Source organism: Streptomyces monomycini, assembly GCF_022271435.1.
GTDB lineage: Bacteria > Actinomycetota > Actinomycetes > Streptomycetales > Streptomycetaceae > Streptomyces > Streptomyces monomycini.
The window spans coordinates 369,815-385,039 of record NZ_JAFIQY010000001.1; the positions used below are offsets into that span (position 1 = coordinate 369,815).

11 protein-coding genes and 1 pseudogene are annotated in these 15,225 nt (G+C 72.8%); 6 read left to right on the forward strand and 6 right to left on the reverse strand.

Annotated features, from left to right (window positions below; translation table 11 throughout):
• Nucleotides 1-138: 138 nt before the first annotated feature.
• A complete protein-coding gene (gene nirB, locus JXZ78_RS01505; RefSeq protein WP_030018424.1) occupies nucleotides 139-3,015 on the reverse strand; it encodes a nitrite reductase large subunit NirB in 2,877 nt (958 codons plus the stop codon).
• A 221-nt stretch (nucleotides 3,016-3,236) separates the two neighbouring features.
• On the opposite strand from nirB, the gene JXZ78_RS01510 reads away from it, so the two are divergent.
• Nucleotides 3,237-4,040, forward strand: a complete 804-nt coding sequence (locus JXZ78_RS01510; RefSeq protein ID WP_078624013.1) for a sirohydrochlorin chelatase — start codon at nucleotides 3,237-3,239, stop codon at nucleotides 4,038-4,040.
• 59 nt (nucleotides 4,041-4,099) lie between these two features.
• Entirely contained in the window at nucleotides 4,100-4,411 is a 312-nt protein-coding gene (locus JXZ78_RS01515; RefSeq protein WP_030018426.1) for a hypothetical protein, read from the forward strand.
• A gap of 15 nt (nucleotides 4,412-4,426) precedes the next feature.
• Here the strand turns inward: JXZ78_RS01515 and pflA are convergent, their stop codons facing one another.
• On the reverse strand, nucleotides 4,427-5,242 hold the full coding sequence (pflA, locus tag JXZ78_RS01520; RefSeq protein WP_030018427.1) for a pyruvate formate-lyase-activating protein: 816 nt from the start codon (nucleotides 5,240-5,242) through the stop codon (nucleotides 4,427-4,429).
• Entirely contained in the window at nucleotides 5,242-7,500 is a 2,259-nt protein-coding gene (pflB, locus tag JXZ78_RS01525) for a formate C-acetyltransferase (protein WP_030018428.1), read from the reverse strand. The genes pflA and pflB overlap by 1 nt, the downstream gene beginning before the upstream one ends.
• A gap of 248 nt (nucleotides 7,501-7,748) precedes the next feature.
• Between pflB and JXZ78_RS01530 the strand changes: the two genes are divergently transcribed.
• Together JXZ78_RS01530 and JXZ78_RS01535 are read left to right on the forward strand one after the other, a co-directional pair.
• A complete protein-coding gene (locus JXZ78_RS01530) occupies nucleotides 7,749-8,618 on the forward strand; it encodes a universal stress protein (protein ID WP_030018429.1) in 870 nt (289 codons plus the stop codon).
• A 171-nt stretch (nucleotides 8,619-8,789) separates the two neighbouring features.
• Nucleotides 8,790-9,317 (forward strand): pyridoxamine 5'-phosphate oxidase family protein, encoded by a 528-nt coding sequence (locus JXZ78_RS01535; protein WP_050502127.1) that lies wholly within the window; start codon nucleotides 8,790-8,792, stop codon nucleotides 9,315-9,317.
• 64 nt (nucleotides 9,318-9,381) lie between these two features.
• Here JXZ78_RS01535 and JXZ78_RS01540 read toward each other — a convergent pair whose 3' ends face one another.
• Nucleotides 9,382-10,389: an ArsR/SmtB family transcription factor gene (locus tag JXZ78_RS01540; protein ID WP_030018431.1), complete on the reverse strand. Its 1,008-nt coding sequence runs from the start codon at nucleotides 10,387-10,389 to the stop codon at nucleotides 9,382-9,384.
• Nucleotides 10,390-10,546: 157 nt separating this feature from the next.
• Here JXZ78_RS01540 and JXZ78_RS01545 point away from each other — a divergent pair, with 157 nt between their 5' ends.
• Nucleotides 10,547-11,785 carry an MFS transporter gene (locus JXZ78_RS01545; protein ID WP_050502128.1) on the forward strand — a complete coding sequence of 413 codons (1,239 nt, stop codon included), beginning with the start codon at nucleotides 10,547-10,549 and terminating at the stop codon, nucleotides 11,783-11,785.
• A 466-nt stretch (nucleotides 11,786-12,251) separates the two neighbouring features.
• Here JXZ78_RS01545 and JXZ78_RS01550 read toward each other — a convergent pair whose 3' ends face one another.
• Complete coding sequence (locus tag JXZ78_RS01550) at nucleotides 12,252-12,512, reverse strand: hypothetical protein (RefSeq protein WP_030018433.1); 261 nt, start codon at nucleotides 12,510-12,512, stop codon at nucleotides 12,252-12,254.
• Nucleotides 12,513-12,733: 221 nt separating this feature from the next.
• Here JXZ78_RS01550 and JXZ78_RS01555 point away from each other — a divergent pair.
• A pseudogene (locus tag JXZ78_RS01555) lies at nucleotides 12,734-13,168 on the forward strand (NUDIX hydrolase); the annotation flags it as partial.
• A gap of 65 nt (nucleotides 13,169-13,233) precedes the next feature.
• Here JXZ78_RS01555 and JXZ78_RS01560 read toward each other — a convergent pair.
• Nucleotides 13,234-14,952 (reverse strand): sensor histidine kinase, encoded by a 1,719-nt coding sequence (locus JXZ78_RS01560; RefSeq protein WP_030018435.1) that lies wholly within the window; start codon nucleotides 14,950-14,952, stop codon nucleotides 13,234-13,236.
• Between the last annotated feature and the right edge of the window lie 273 nt (nucleotides 14,953-15,225).

The following is a 15,225-nucleotide window of genomic DNA, read 5'->3' on the forward strand; positions in this document are numbered from 1 at the left end:
GTGACGCCAGGGAACGCGGGGCGCGAAAGGCGAACGGCAGGCGCGCGGAGAGCGCATTCCGGGGCGGGGCGTGCGCCCGAGGGGGCGGGAGCGTCCCGCCCCACCCGGGCGCCCGGCCCGGTCAGCGTCTCCGCCGGGTTACAGCACCCGGACCGCGTGCACGGGCAGGTGCCGGCTCTCGTCGTCCAGGCAGGCGCCGGTACGCAGGTCGAAGCGCTGCTTGTACATGGGTGAGGTCACCACCGGGACTCCGTCGACCGCCCCGTAGATGCCGCGGGAGATGACACCGGCCCGGGAGACGGGGTCGGTGTCGGAGACGGCGAAGACCTCGCCGTCCGGTGAGCGGAAGAGCGCGACCGCTGCCGCCTCGTCGCCGACACGGACCGGTATGCCGCGCCCCGGCTCCAGGTCTTCCAGCAGGCAGACGGACTGCCACTCGCCCTCGTGCGTACGGACCTGGACGTGGCCGGGCGCGGCCGGGCCGGCCGGGGCGGGGAAGCAACTGGTGAAGCGGCGCAGCTTCGCCGGGTCGTCCAGGACGGCCTGCCATTCGTCGCGGTAGGCCGCCACGTGCCGCTGCATCTGGGACTCCAGCTCGTCGGCCAGCCCGAGGGAGTCGTGCAGGACGACGTCCCGTACGTGTCCGACACCGCCGTCGATCCGCTCCAGCCAGGCCGCGGTGCGCTCCAGGCGGTCCGCGGTGCGGATGTAGAACATCAGGAAACGGTCGACGACCCGGATCAGTTCCTCGTCGCCGAGGTCCTGGGCGAGGAGGTCGCCGTGGCGGGGTTTGACGCCGCCGTTGCCGCCCACGTAGAGGTTCCAGCCCTTGGCCGTGGCGATGACGCCGACGTCCTTGCTCTGCGCCTCGGCGCACTCGCGGACACAGCCGGAGGCCGCCAGCTTCAGCTTGTGCGGGGACCGCAGGCCGCGGTACCGCAGTTCCAGCTCCACGGCCATGCCGACCGAGTCGCGCTGCCCGAAGCGGCACCAGCGGGAACCGGCACAGGATTTCGCGGTGCGCAGGGACTTGCCGTACGCGTGGCCCGATTCGAGACCGGCGTCGACCAGCCGGCGCCAGATGTCCGGGAGCTGGTCGACGGTGGCACCGAACAGGTCGATCCGCTGGCCGCCGGTGAGCTTGGTGTAGAGGCCGAAGTCGCGGGCGACCTCGCCGAGCACGACGAGGTGTTCCGGGCTGATCTCGCCGGCCGGCAGGCGGGGCACCACGGAGTAGGTGCCGTCCTTCTGGAGGTTGGCGAGGAAGAGGTCGTTGGTGTCCTGGAGCGCGGCCTGCTCGCCGTCCAGGATGTGGTGCAGGCCCAGTTCCGGGCCGAGGGTGGCGAGCAGCGAGGCGACGGTCGGGCGGCAGACCGCGCAGCCGTGCGGCGGCTTGCCGTCCGGGCCGGGTACGCCGTACTCGCGGGCCAGCCGGGAGAAGCTGTCGGTGCCGGTCACCCGGATGATCTCGTACAGTTCCCGGCGGGTCTGCGTGAAGTCCGGGCACAGGCCGCCGGGGCCCGTCTCGACGCCTTCGGCCGCCAGCTGCGCCTCCATGATGGAGGTGACGGCGCCGACGCAGCCGCCGCACTGGGTGCCGGCGCCGGTGCGCTTCTTCACCGCGGCCAGGTCGTGCGCGCCGCCCCGCACCGCGTCGCGCAGCGTCTTCTTGGTGACCCCGTTGCACGAGCAGATCACCGCGTCGTCCGGGAGCACCGCGGTGGTGTCCACCGGGCCCGACGCGTCGGCGGGCAGCAGGAACGAGGCCGCCGGGCCGGGCAGTCGGGCGCCGACGAGGGGCCGCAGGGTGCCGTACGCGTCCGCGTCCCCGACCAGGATGCCGCCCATCAGCTGCCCGTCCGGGCCGAGCACCAGCTTCTTGTAGACCCCGGAGCCGGAGTCGGCCCAGAGCACCGAGCCGCCGGCGTCCGGGGCGAAGGGGTCGCCGAAGGAGGCGACGTCCGCGCCCAGCAGTTTGAGCTTGGTGGAGGTGTCGGCGCCGGTGAAGCTGCCCTCCTTGCCGGTCAGGGTGTCCGCCAGGGCTTCCGCCATCCGGTAGCCGGGCGCGACCAGCCCGTAGACGTTGCCGTCGGCGGCGCGGGCGCACTCGCCGAGGGCGTAGACCTCCGGCGCCGAGGTGCGGCACCGGGTGTCGATCACGATGCCGCCGCGGTCCGCGACGTCGAGCCCGGCCGTTCTGGCGAGTTCGTCGCGGGGCCGTACGCCCACGGAGAAGACGATGATGTCGGCCTGGACGCTGCTGCCGTCCGACAGCGACAGGCCGCGCACCCGGCCGTCCACGCCGGTCCAGACCTCGGTGATCGCCGCGTCCGTGTGCACGTGGACGCCCATCGCCTCGACGGTGTGGGCCAGGACGTCGGCCCCGCCCGTGTCCACCTGACCGGGCATCAGCCGGGGCGCGGCCTCCACCACACTGGTCTCCAGGCCGAGCGAGCGCAGGGCGCCGACCGCCTCCAGGCCGAGCAGCCCGCCGCCGACGACGGCCGCGGTGCGGGCGCCGCGCGCCGCCTCCTGGATGTCGCGGACGTCTTCGACGGTGCGGTAGACGAAGCACCCTGGCGCGTCGCGGCCGGGGACCGGTGGCACGAAGGCGTACGAGCCGGTGGCCAGGACCAGTGCGTCGTAGTGCCACGTGGCGCCCCGGCGCGTGGTCACCGTACGGGCGGCGGTGTCGACGGCGGTGGCGGGGTCGCCGAGGCGCAGCGTGATGTCGTGCTGCGCGAAGAAGCCGGGGTCGGCGAGGTTCAGTTCCTCCGGGGTGGTCCCGGTGAACAGCGAGGAGAGGTGGACGCGGTCGTAGGCGCGGCGCTCTTCCTCGGCGAGGACCACGACGCGCCATCGCCCGCCGCCGCCCGGGCTGCCCGGCCCGTCCGGCCCGCCTCGGCCGTCCGGTCCGGCGAGCGCGTCCCGTGCAGCGAGTTCTTCCAGCAGCCGTTGGCCGACCATTCCGTGACCGACGAGAACAAGGGTGGGCCGGTCGGTGGATGACACCATGAGAGCACTCCTGCCAGCTGCTTGGCGACGGGACGCGGTTTTCCGTTTTCCACCGCTGCCGCCCGAGCCCGCCGCCTTCCCGGGCCGCAGCGCTTTCAGGCTATGCCCGCCGCGCACCCGCCCCCGGCGCCGAACGGCCCTTTGACCAGGGCCTGTCGTCCCGGTGCAGCCGGGACCAGCAGTTCCTTACGACGGCGGGCGGGCGCGCTTAGCGTGACCGCATGGCCTCCCTTTTCCCTGTACTGATTGCCGCCGCTCATGGCAGTCGCGAGGCCCGGGCGCAGACGGAAACATACGAGTTGCTGGCGCATGTGCGCGCACTGCGTCCGGCGCTGCGGGTGGAAACCGCGTTCTTCGACATTCACCGTCCCACGGTCGACGAAGTTGTGGCCGCCCTGCACGGCGTGCCCGCGATCGTGGTGCCTTTGTTGCTGGGCACGGGCTTTCATTTCTCCGTGGACCTGCCCGCGCTGCTCGGGCCCGCTCGCGCCGCGCAACCGCTGGCTCCGCATCCGCTGCTCATCGAGGCACTCGCGCACCGCCTCCGGGAGGCCGAGTCACGCGCCGGTTTTCCGGCGGACGCCGTCGTCCTGGCCGCCGCCGGCTCGCGTCGTCCGGGCGGCAACGACAGCTGCCGCACCGCCGCCCGGGACCTGGGCGCGGCACTGCGCGGCCGGCGGGGCGCCCCCGTTCCGGTACGGCCGGCTGTCCTGTGCGACGGTGCCGCGGACAGCCTGTCCTTGGCCCGTACGGTCGCTGACCTGCGTGCCGACGGCCGTACCCGCATCGCGGTGGTGCCCTACCTGATGGCCTCCGGCCGCTTCTCCGACCGCCTCGGCGTGGAGGCCGGCCGGGCGGGGTGCGTGATCACCGCCCGCCCCCTCGGCGCCCAGGACGCCATGGCCCGCCTCGTGCTCGCCCGTTACGACGCCTGCGCCGGGCTTGCGGGGACGGAGGGCGGTGCGGGCGCCCGGGTGGCCCGATGGGACGTATCAGGCGTGTCGGACACCGCTGGGCGTCGTTGACCGGACACAGACCGGCCCGGCCGGCCGTTCCGGAAACCGTTCCAGAAAGAGGATGAACGATGCGTGTCTTCCGTCCAGTCGCCGTAGCTCTCGCGGGACTCACTTTCGCCGCGACCCTCTTCACGGGCGAGGCGTCCGCCGCGAAGGGGTCGTTCATCTGGCTGGGCCCGGAGGGCAAGTCGTACCTGGTCGAGAATCCGCCGAACGGCCGGTGCCTGACGATGCAGCAGCGGGCCCACGGTGCCCGCAACGCCACGAAGACACCGGCCGTCCTTTTCTCGGGCAAGAAGTGCAAGGGGCGGGCCGTCCCGCTCGCTCCGGGAAAGCAGGCGCCGCGCGCGGCGGCTTTTGCGAGTGTGCGGTTCGGCTGACGGAAAGTGCGGGTTTCACACTGCCGGCAGGCCGTATTCCTCGAATATCCCGCGTGCGGCCGCCACTTCCGGCGCGGTGGGAACCGGAGTGTCCCGCAGCGTGAAGTCAAGCCCCAGGCGTTCCCACTTGGAGGCGCCGAGTTTGTGGAAAGGCAGTACGTCGGCCCGGGTCACGTTGCCGAGCGAGGCGACGAAGGAGGCCACGCCCTCGATGTTCGCGGGGGCGTCGGTCAGCCCCGGAACGAGGACGAAGCGTACCCACACCTCCTTGTCCAGCCGGGCCAGCCGCCGGGCGAAGTCCAGGGTCGGGCGCAGTTGCCGACCCGTGAGCCTCTGGTAGAGGGCGGGTTCCCAGGCCTTGATGTCCAGCAGCACGAGATCGGTGTCGCGCAACAGCGCGTCGGTGGCACGGACGCCGAGGTAGCCGGAGGTGTCCAGGGCGGTGTGCAGGCCGAGTTCGTGCTTGAAGCGGTGCAGGAGTTCACCGGCGAAGACGGGCTGGAGGAGTGGTTCGCCGCCGCTGAGCGTGGCGCCGCCGCCCGCGGCCCGGATGAACGCCTGGTACTTCGCCGCTTCGGCCACCAGGTCGCCGGCCAGTACCCGCTTGCCGTCGCGCATCTTCCAGGTGTCGGGGTTGTGGCAGTACAGGCAGGCCAGGGGGCAGCCCGCCAGGAACGGCACGAAGCGGATGCCGGGCCCGTCGACGCCCGTGGACAGGTCCCAGGAGTGCACCGAGCCGGCGACCGGCCGGTGCCCGACCGCACCGGCCGGCGTCGCGGCTGCCGGGGCCGTTCTCGCTCCGGCGAGGGGTACCGCGGTCTCGGGGGCCATCACAGGGCTCCGTGGAAGGTGCGGTTGATGACGTCGAGCTGCTGCTCGCGCGTCAGCCGGACGAAGTTCACCGCGTAGCCGGACACCCGGATCGTCAGCTGCGGGTGCTTCTCGGGGTGCTCCATGGCGTCTTCCAGGGTTGCCCTGTCCAGCACGTTGACGTTCATGTGGAAGCCGCCGCCGGCCGTGTAGCCGTCCAGCACACCCGCCAGGTTCGCGATCCGCTCCTGCTCGGTGCGGCCCAGCGCGTCCGGAGTGATGGTGTTGGTCAGCGAGATGCCGTCCTCGGCGTCGTCGTACGGCAGCTTGGCGACCGACAGGGCGGAGGCGAGGTAGCCGTGCTCGTCGCGGCCGTTCATCGGGTTGGCGCCGGGCGCGAAGGGCGCGCCCGCCGGACGGCCGTCCGGTGTGGCGCCGGTCTTCCTCCCGTAGACGACGTTGGAGGTGATGGTCAGCACCGACTGGGTGTGCACGGCGCCCCGGTAGGTGGGGTGCTTGCGCACCTTCTGCATGAACGTGTGGACGATGTCCCTGGCGATCGCGTCGGCCCGGTCGTCGTTGTTGCCGTACGCCGGGTACGTGCCCTCGGTCTCGTAGCCCGTGACCAGCCCGGTTGCGTCGCGGACGGCGCGCACCCGGGCGTACTTGAGGGCCGACAGCGAGTCCGCGGCGACGGACAGACCGGCGATGCCGCAGGCCATGGTGCGCAGCACGGTGCGGTCGTGCAGGGCCATTTCGAGGCGTTCGTAGGCGTACTTGTCGTGCATGTAGTGGATGACGTTCAGCGCGTGGACGTAGGTCTCGGCCAGCCACTCCAGCATCGCGTCGTAGCGTTCGGCGACGGTGGCGTAATCCAGGTACTCGCCCTCGACCGGCTCGAAGCCCGCCACCACGGCCTTCCCGGTCACCTCGTCCCGGCCGCCGTTGATGGCGTACAGCAGGGCCTTGGCGACGTTGACGCGGGCGCCGAAGAACTGCATCTGCTTGCCGACCGCCATGGCCGACACACAGCAGGCGATGGCCGTGTCGTCCCCGTACTTCGGCCGCATCAGGTCGTCGGACTCGAACTGGAGGGCGGAGGTGTCGACGGCGGTCTTCGCGGCGAACTCCTTGAAGCCGCGCGGCAGGCGCGGCGACCAGAAGACGGTCAGGTTGGGCTCGGGCGCCGGGCCCAGGTTGTACAGCGTCTGGAGGGCGCGGAAGGTCGTACGGGAGACGAGCGGGCGGCCGTCCTCGCCGATTCCGGCCAGCGACCAGGTGACCCAGGTGGGATCGCCCGAATACAGCTCGTTGTATTCAGGGGTGCGCAGGAACCGTACGATACGCAGCTTGATCACGAAGTCGTCGATCAGCTCCTGCGCCCGCTGCTCGTCCAGGAGGCCGCGTTCGATATCACGCCGCAGGTAGATGTCGAGGAAGGTGTCGATGCGGCCGATCGACATGGCCGCGCCGTTTTGCTCCTTGACGGCGGCCAGGTAGCCGAAGTAGAGCCACTGCACGGCCTCGCGGCCGGTGGCGGCGGGCCGGGAGACGTCGTAGCCGTACGAGGCCGCCATGGCCTTCAGTTCGCCGAGCGCCTTGATCTGCTCGGCGATCTCCTCGCGCTCGCGGATCACGTCCTCGGTCGGCCACTGCGCGTCCGCCTCGGCCTTGGCGGCCTGCTTGTCCTCGATGAGCCGGTCGACGCCGTAGAGCGCGACGCGGCGGTAGTCGCCGATGATGCGGCCCCGGCCGTAGGCGTCGGGCAGGCCGGTGATGATGCCCGCGGAGCGGCAGGCGCGGATCTCGGGGGTGTACGCGTCGAAGACGCCGTCGTTGTGGGTCTTGCGCAGCCGGGTGTAGATCTCCTTGACCGCCGGGTCGGCCTCGTACCCGTACGCCGCGAGGGCGCCCTCGACCATCCGCCAGCCGCCGTTGGGCATGATGGCGCGCTTGAGCGGGGCGTCGGTCTGGAGGCCGACGACGAGGTCGCGTTCCTCGTCGATGTAGCCGGGCGCGAACGCGTCGATGCGGGACGGGGTGCGGGTGTCCACGTCGTACACGCCCCGGGCCCGCTCCTGCGGGAACATGCCGAGCAGCTTCTGCCACACCGCGGTGGTGCGCTCGGTCGGGCCCGCGAGGAAGGAGCCGCCGCCCTCGTACGGGACGTGGTGGCGCTGGACGAAGTCGCGGACGTCGATGGCGTCCCGCCACGGGCCGCCGCCGAACCCCTCCCAAGCCGTACCGCCGGTCGTCTTCTCCACGGGTGTCGCGGTCATGGTGCGTGCCTTCCGAAGTGCTGTGAGTGCGGTGCCCGCACTCGCCCCCATTGCACTGCCGCGGCACGTCCGCCGAGGTCGGCGTTGGTCCCGAACCGGAGGCCGAAGGGCCCTCGGCGGGCGGTGGCCCGCGCGCCGGAAGGCCGTTGGTCCCCGGGGGCGGGACCTTGGGGCCGTGCCCGGGGTGCCCGTCGTGCCCCGAGAGTGGGGGGGCGGACGTACTTCCGTTCCTTCCTCAGGAGGCCCGTATGCCCGGCATCGTCACCGTCGGCCTGGACGGAACCGACCACAGCCTCGCCGCCGCCCGCTGGGCCGCCGCCGAGGCCACGCGGCGCGGAGCGCGGCTGCGGCTGGTGCACGCGTGGATCTGGCGTCCCCTGGACGTGCCGGTCGCGGCGGACGAGGAGGTGCAGCGCCGCTGGGCCGCGGGCGTGCTGCGGGAGGCCGCCGACCGGGTGGCGGAGGACTTCCCCGCGCTGCCCGTCACCAGGGAGATCCTGGCGGCCGAGACCGTACCGGCCCTGATCGCCGAGGCGGCCGCGGCGGACCTGCTCGTGCTGGGCTCGCGCGGGCACGGCACGCTGGTCGGCTATCTGCTGGGCTCGGTGGGGCTGCACGTGCTGCGGCAGGCGGCCTCGCCGGTGGTCCTCGTGCGCAGCCCGCGCCCTGAGGAGGCGGAGCAGCCTAGGGACGAGGTGGTGGTGGGGGTGCAGGACGAGCGGGAGAGCGGGCCGGTGCTGGAGTTCGCCTTCACAGCCGCCGCGGCTCAGGGGGCGGGCCTGCGGGCGGTACGGGCCTGGAACATCCCGCCGGTCCTGGTGTGGGGCGGCGAAGCCATGCGGGCGGCCGACGACGCCGGTGGCCTGGAGCCGCTGGAGCGGAAGCGGCTGGCCGACGCCCTGCGGCCGTGGCGGGAGCGCTTTCCCCAGGTGAAGGTTGTCGAGCACGTCGAGATGGGTGGCGCGGGACAGGTGCTGCTGGCCGGCAGCGCGCGGGCCTCGCTCCTGGTCGTCGGACGTCGCAGCCCGGGCCGTCACGACCTGCGGAAGATCGGCGCGGTCGCGCACGCGGCGCTGCACCACGCGCCGTGCCCGGTGGCCGTGGTGCCTCACCCGTGAGGGCACGGCCCCGGCCGCGGGCTCTCACGAGGTGGGGCTCTCCCGCGGTCACCGCCGAAATGGCCCGTACCAGGGCCCGTTCGGCCCTGTCGCCGGGAGCCCGCTCCGGAGAGGCTGGCAGTCAGGCAACGAGTGCCCGGACGAGCGCCGCCGGAGCAGAGAGTGTGCAGCATGAACGACGAAGACACACAGCATGTCGAGGTACGCCGTGAGCCGGCGGCCCGGGGGATGCAGCAGCTGCCCCGGGAGGAATCACTGCGGCTGCTGGGCAGTGTCCCGCTCGGCCGGCTCGTGTTCACCCAGAACGCCCTGCCGGCCATCCGCCCGGTCAATCACCTCCTCGACGGGGAGGACATCGTCGTCCGGCTCAACGACGGGGCGACCCTGACCTCGATCGCGCCGCCCGCGGGCGAGGCGGGCCTGGTGGTCGCGTACGAGGCCGATGCCATCGATCCGCACACCCGCCTGGGCTGGAGCGTCATCGTCACCGGGTTCGCCCAACTGGTGGCCGATCCGGCGCAGGTGGCCCGCTACGAGGATCTGCTGCGGCCGTGGGTGGCGCAGACCATGAACGGCGTGCTGCGTATCCATCCCGACCTGGTCACCGGTTTCCGGCTGGTGGCGCAGCCCGCGGTCGCGGTGTACGCCGCGAGCGGCGAGGGACGGCCAAGGACGGTGGAGGGCTGCGCGAGGAGGTGAGGCGGCGGCTCCCGGCGACGAGGCCCGGTGCCGGGCGGGGCCCGTACCCGGCTCCGGCCGCCGCTCAGCGGTCGTCGGCCGGCGCTCCCTCGGCGGTGCCCGTGAGCCGGTCGCCGAGCGCGCTCCTCCGGTACAGCACATGCCGTCCGTCCCGGGTCCGGGTGACCAGTCCGGTGGCGTGCAGGACGCGCAGGTGCTGGGAGACGGCGCTCGGGGTGACCCGCAGGCGGCGGGCCAGCTCGACGGTCGGCAGCGGCTCTTCGAGGAGGCTGAGCAGCCTGGCCCGGGCCGCGCCGAGCAGGGACACGAGAGCGGCCGAGCTGACGACCGGCACGTCCGGACCCCACAGGGTGGCCACTCCACGGCTGGGGTAGACGAGACTCGGCGCCTCGTCCGGACCGACCGGGGGCGCGGGCTTGTGCGCGAAGACGGACGGGAGGAGCAGCAGCCCCCGGCCGGACGCCTCCACCCGGTGCCGGCTGATCATCTGGTGGATGTACAGCTCGCCGTCCTGCCAGCGCAGATTCGGGTGCATGCCGGCGAAGAGCAGCCGGGCGCCTCCCAGGGCGAGCCGGCGGGCGCGGTAGGTCATGTCGGCTTCCAGCACCAGCCGGATCTGCGGCCACAGCGGCTCGACGGCGATGCGCCAGTACTGCCGTAGGAGATCGCAGAGGGCGTCGCGGAGAGCGGCGAGGGACGCGTCGTCGGCGAGGGGGACGTCGCCCAGGGCCTCGGGAAGCGGGTCGGGCGCGTGGGTGAGCAGCAGGTCGTGGCGGACCCGGGCGGCGGACACCTGGCGGACGAGGGCCAGTTGCTCCTCGAAGGCCGGGGTGAAGCTCGTGGGGTTCGGTGTCAGGAAGTCGGGGAGGGTGCGCCGCTGCGCGACCAAGGACATCAGCAGGCCGGTGTCGAGCGCGCCCAGCTTGCCGAGTACGGACCTGCGCCAGGGCAGATGTAGCGCGGACAGGCCCGGGTCCTGGAGCACCCGCAGGCTGAACAGGGGCTCGTGCAGGGGCGACAGGGCGAACCGGGTGTCCGCGAGGTCTTCGACGCCGAGCACGAAGCTGATCATTAAGCCGTACGCTACATCGATTGGCGGCGCGACGTCGATGCCGTGGACTTTCACCCATGACCTGCACAACTCTTGGGCGGTGGGCGGCGTTTGCCGCCGGGGCGGAATGCGGCATCGGCGCGGCCAGGATGGCCGGTCTCCCCCGGGGGACCGGAGAATGAACCGTCGGACGGTCCTCCTCCTGGCGGTCACCTGTGCCGTGGCGGTCGGCAACATCTACTTCCCGCAGGCCATCGGTCCGCTGGTCGCCTCCGGACTGCACGTGCCGCCCGACGCGGCCGCCGTGGTGGTGACCGCCACCCAGATCGGCTACACGGCCGGTACGGTCCTGCTCGTCCCGCTCGGCGACCGGCTGCCGCACCGCCCGTTCCTGGTCACCCTGCTCGCCCTGACGGGCCTGGCCCTGCTCGCCGCGGGCTGTGCGCCGGCGCTGCCGCCCCTCGTCGCCGCCGGCGCCCTGGTCGGTCTGACCACGGTGGGCGCGCAGATCATCGGTCCCCTGGTGGCCGGTTCCGTGGGCGCCGACCGTCAGGGAGCAGTGCTCGGCACCCTGCTGAGCGGATCGACCGGCGGCATGCTGCTGGCCCGGACCTTCAGCGGCACGCTCGGCGAATGGCTGGGCTGGCGTGCCCCCTACCTGGTCGCCGCGGTCCTGGCCCTGCTCCTGGCCGGCGTCCTGGCGTTCGCGGTACCGGCCACGACTCCGTCCTCCCGTCAGCGGTACGGGTCCCTGCTGGCCGAGCCGCTGCGTCTGCTGCGCACCGAACCGGGCCTGCGCCGCTCGTGCTTCTACCAGGCAACCGTCTTCGCCGGGTTCTCCGCGGTGTGGACCTGCCTGGCCCTCCTGCTCGCCGGCCCGGCCTACGGGCTGGACGCCCGAGCGGTAGGACTGATCGCCCTGGTCGGCGCGGCGACCATGCTCTGCACCCCGCTCGCCGGCCGCCTGGTGGACCGCCACGGCCCCGATCCGGTGAACCTCGTCTGCCTGCTCGGCGTTCTCGTCTCGGCGGCGGTCCTCACCGCCGGGGCCCGGGGCGGCGCCCTGGGACTGGCCACCCTGGTCCTGGGCACCCTGCTCCTCGACGTCACGATGCAGTCCGGCATGGTCGCCAACCAAGTACGCGTCTACGCGGTACGCGCCGACGCCCGCAGCAGACTCAACACCGCCTACATGACCTGCGCCTACCTGGGCGGCAGCGCGGGTTCCTGGCTCGGTGTACGCGTCTGGGGACAGGCCGGCTGGCGAGGCGTGTGCGCACTCGTCGCCCTGCTCGCCGTACTCGCCCTCGTCCGCCACCTGCTGGCGCTGCGCACGGCGAAGGACGGCGAACGGCACCGCCACGCCCGGAGCGGGCCTCAGCGCGCGCCCTCCGCGGCGTCGGACCGCGGCGAATGAGAAGCGCACGTGTCCGGGTCGGTGACGAAACGGCACAGGCGGGGTTCCCAAGCCGCCGCCCGCATCCTCACCGGACTGCTCGTGGACAGCGTCTTGGGTGCCCCCGTCCCGCCTGGCAGCGCACAGGCAAGCTGACGTGGCACAACGGCGGCACCCGAAACGCCACCGCCTTCGCCGGAGCCACCGACGGCGACGGCGACGGCGACGGCGACGGCGACGGCGACGGCGACGGCGACGGCGACTGGCACAGCCTCGCAGCAAGACGCTGTTCGGCTCCGAAGTCGTCCACGCCATCTGCTCGGCCGTACACCCAGGTCGCCACGGCGCCGAACGGCGGTGGATCACACACAGCTGATGGTGCCGCCAGGGGCTGGCTGGTGCAGGTGCCACACGATGACGACCTGGGCCAGCAGCGGCAGGAGCCCCAGGAGAGCGGAGGCCACTACGACGCCGCCACGCCGGCCTCTCAACGGTGTGCTGCCGTGTCGTCGCAATGTACCCATGCGGCTTTCAGGTGGGCTTTCTCCGCCGCGTCGTGGACGACGAGGCCTGCGATGCCGAGGGCCACCAGGACGGGTACCCACAAGGCAGTGCGTGCAGGGCCGCCGGCGGCATGGTGGGTGTTGCCCTTGCCGATCTCCTCGTTGTCGCCGGCCTGCTCGTAGTGGATGATGTCGCCGGGGCGGACCTGATCGCGCGGGACTTCCTCGCCACCGTGATCGAGCATGACAGGTGTCTGGCCGGCCCAGCGCCGGTCATGGGCCCATGCCGTGCGGTTGGTCAGGAGGTCAGGACGAGATGGTGTCGGCTGCCGGGCCGCTACCAGGCCCGGCTGCCGCGGCCGGGAAGAGGTGCGCCGTGCAGGCTGCCGACCATGAGGCCTCCCTCGACGCCATAGCGAGGGAAGGGCTGACGCGATGCGCATGACCCCGCACTCCCCGAAGAGCAGCCAGAGCCGCCGTCCTCGATCCGACCGGTGCGGTCTTCGTGTTCCGGTACGACAACGAGGAAGTCGGCGTCCACTGGGCGACACCCGGCGGCGGTCTGGACCCGGGCGAGTCACCTCCGCAGGCGGCAGGGCGCGAACTGCGTGAGGAGGCCGGGTGGACCGGCATCAAGGTCCCCCGCACCATGACACGACTTCACCCGGGCCGGGTGCCGGTCCGTCAGCATGAGCGGATTGTCCTCGCCCGCAATCCCCGCCGGGACCCGGTCGGGGACCTCGTGGCCGTGCACGCGGCGGACGGGATTCTCCGGTGGCGCTGGAGGTCGCCGGACGAGCTGTCCGCCACCACCGAGCCGTTGTGGCCGCCGCAGCTGCCCGAACTGCTCGCCGCCGTACGGGAGAAGGGGGCGCCGACGACGCCCGTGGATCTCAGGTAGGCAAGCAACGGGTCAGCCGTCGGCGGGCCCTGAACCGGGCCCGGGCCAGGGCGGCCGACGGCCCGTCAAACGCCCGCGGCCAGCGGAGCGCGCCACACCACCTGGCTGCCGCCGTCGTCGGGCGTACGGAGCTCCATCGTCCCGTCCACCCGGTCCGCCCGTTCGGCCAGGTTGGTCAGTCCGCTGCGCCGGCCGCCCTCCGGGATGCCCCTGCCGTTGTCCGTCACGGTCAGCACGACCTCGTCGCCGGTGGCCTGCAACGCCACCTCGACCCGGGTCGCGTGCGCGTGCCGGGCCGCGTTGCTCAGCAGTTCGGTGAGGGCCGCCACGACGTGGTCGGCGACCTGGGCCGGCACGTCGGTGTCCAGCAGGCCCTCCATGCTCAGCCGGGGCGGGAAGCCCAGCGCCGTGCCGGCCTCCCCCACGGCGCGCGCCACCCGGGCCCGCAGGCTCGGGCCCGCGTCCTCCTCCCTGACCCGCAGACCGAAGATCGTCGAACGGATGATCTTGATGGTCTCGTCCAGGTCGCCCACCGCCCGGGTGACCCGCTCCGCGGCGCCGGCGTGCTCGACCAGCCGGGCGGCGCTCTGCAGCGTCATACCGGTGGCGAACAGGCGCTGGATGGCCAGGTCGTGCAGGTCGCGGGCGATCCGGTCGCGGTCCTCCAGCAGCGCGAGCTGTTCGGCGTCGCGCCGGCGCTCGGCCAGTTCCAGGGCGAGGGCCGCCTGCCCGGCGAACGCGTGCAGCGGGTCCAGCTCCCCCTCGGTGAACACCGCCTCGCCCTCGGCGCGCGCCAGCAGCAGCACGCCTCGGGCGCTGCCGCCCTCGCTGTCCAACGGCACGGCCACCGCCGGGCCCAGACCGTCGAACCGCCGGGGCCCGGCGGCGTACCGGTCGTCGCCCGCCAGGGCGGACGTGGTGACCGGTCTCCCGGCGGTGAGGGCGGCGCCGGACAGCGTGCCGTCGACCGGCACCACCAGACCGCGGCGCTTCTCGCCGTGCCCGCCGAGCGCCAGCTCGACGACCAGGTCTCCGGTGTCGTGCATCGGGACGCAGACGTCGGCGAGCTGCGCCCGGGTGATCTCCTGGGCCCGGCGGGCGATCAGCTCCAGCACCTCCAGGCGCGGTATGCCGGAGAACAGACTGTTGGTGATCTCCGCGCCCGCCTTCAGCCAGCGCTGCTGACGCTGCGCGCCCTCGTAGAGCCGGGCGTTGTCGATGGCCACACCGGCGGCGACCGACAGCGTGGAGATCACCGACTCGTCCTCCGCGTCGAAGTCGTGCCCGCCACGCTTGTCGGTCAGATACAGATTGCCGAAGACCTCGTCCCGTACCCGGATCGGCACGCCCAGGAAGGTGCGCATCGGCGGGTGGTGGGCGGGGAACCCGTACGAGGACGGGTGGGTACCGAGATCGGAGAGCCGCAACGGCTCGGGGTGACGGATCAGTTCGCCCAGCAGGCCGTGGCCGGCCGGCAGCGGCCCGATCGCGGCGATCTCCTCGGGGGTCAGGCCGACGGTGAGGAACTGCGACAGCCGCTTGCCGTCCGGGCCGATCACGCCCAGCGCCGCGTACTGGGCATCGACCAGCAGCGCCGCGGCTTCGACGATACGCCGGAGCACCTGGGGCAGGTCCAGTTCCCGCCCGACCGAGACCACGGCCTCCAGGAGGCTGTGCACCCGGTCCCGGGTGCCGCGCGCGGCGTCGATGCGTGCCTGCAGTTCCTCCAGCAACTCGTCCAGTCGCATCTGCGGCATCCGCGACAACGGCTCCTGCGTGCCCACCGGCCCTCCTTCTTCGGTCGCCCGCCGTACCCGGCCAGCGTATCCCTGTTCGAACACCGCCATCGGACCCCGGTGGCCGCCCGCTCCCGCGCAAGCCGCGCGCGGGACGTTTCGGGAGTGACGGACGACGTGCCGGGGTGCCATGTGACGTATCGGGGGCGAGTGGCCCTCGGACGGAGGCGGATGGGCCCTGCTCCCGGGCTCCGGCCTCGGCGAGACTCGACCGGCGGGGAGAAAGCGGCCGGCCCGGAGGCCGGTTCCGTGAGGCACCGA

Coding starts and splice junctions, on each gene's coding strand:
- nirB (WP_030018424.1), bottom strand. CDS start 3,015: ATGGTGTCATCCACCGACCGGCCCACCCTTGTTCTCGTCGGTCACGGA.
- JXZ78_RS01510 (WP_078624013.1), top strand. CDS start 3,237: ATGGCCTCCCTTTTCCCTGTACTGATTGCCGCCGCTCATGGCAGTCGC.
- JXZ78_RS01515 (WP_030018426.1), top strand. CDS start 4,100: ATGCGTGTCTTCCGTCCAGTCGCCGTAGCTCTCGCGGGACTCACTTTC.
- pflA (WP_030018427.1), bottom strand. CDS start 5,242: ATGGCCCCCGAGACCGCGGTACCCCTCGCCGGAGCGAGAACGGCCCCG.
- pflB (WP_030018428.1), bottom strand. CDS start 7,500: ATGACCGCGACACCCGTGGAGAAGACGACCGGCGGTACGGCTTGGGAG.
- JXZ78_RS01530 (WP_030018429.1), top strand. CDS start 7,749: ATGCCCGGCATCGTCACCGTCGGCCTGGACGGAACCGACCACAGCCTC.
- JXZ78_RS01535 (WP_050502127.1), top strand. CDS start 8,790: ATGAACGACGAAGACACACAGCATGTCGAGGTACGCCGTGAGCCGGCG.
- JXZ78_RS01540 (WP_030018431.1), bottom strand. CDS start 10,389: ATGATCAGCTTCGTGCTCGGCGTCGAAGACCTCGCGGACACCCGGTTC.
- JXZ78_RS01545 (WP_050502128.1), top strand. CDS start 10,547: ATGAACCGTCGGACGGTCCTCCTCCTGGCGGTCACCTGTGCCGTGGCG.
- JXZ78_RS01550 (WP_030018433.1), bottom strand. CDS start 12,512: ATGCTCGATCACGGTGGCGAGGAAGTCCCGCGCGATCAGGTCCGCCCC.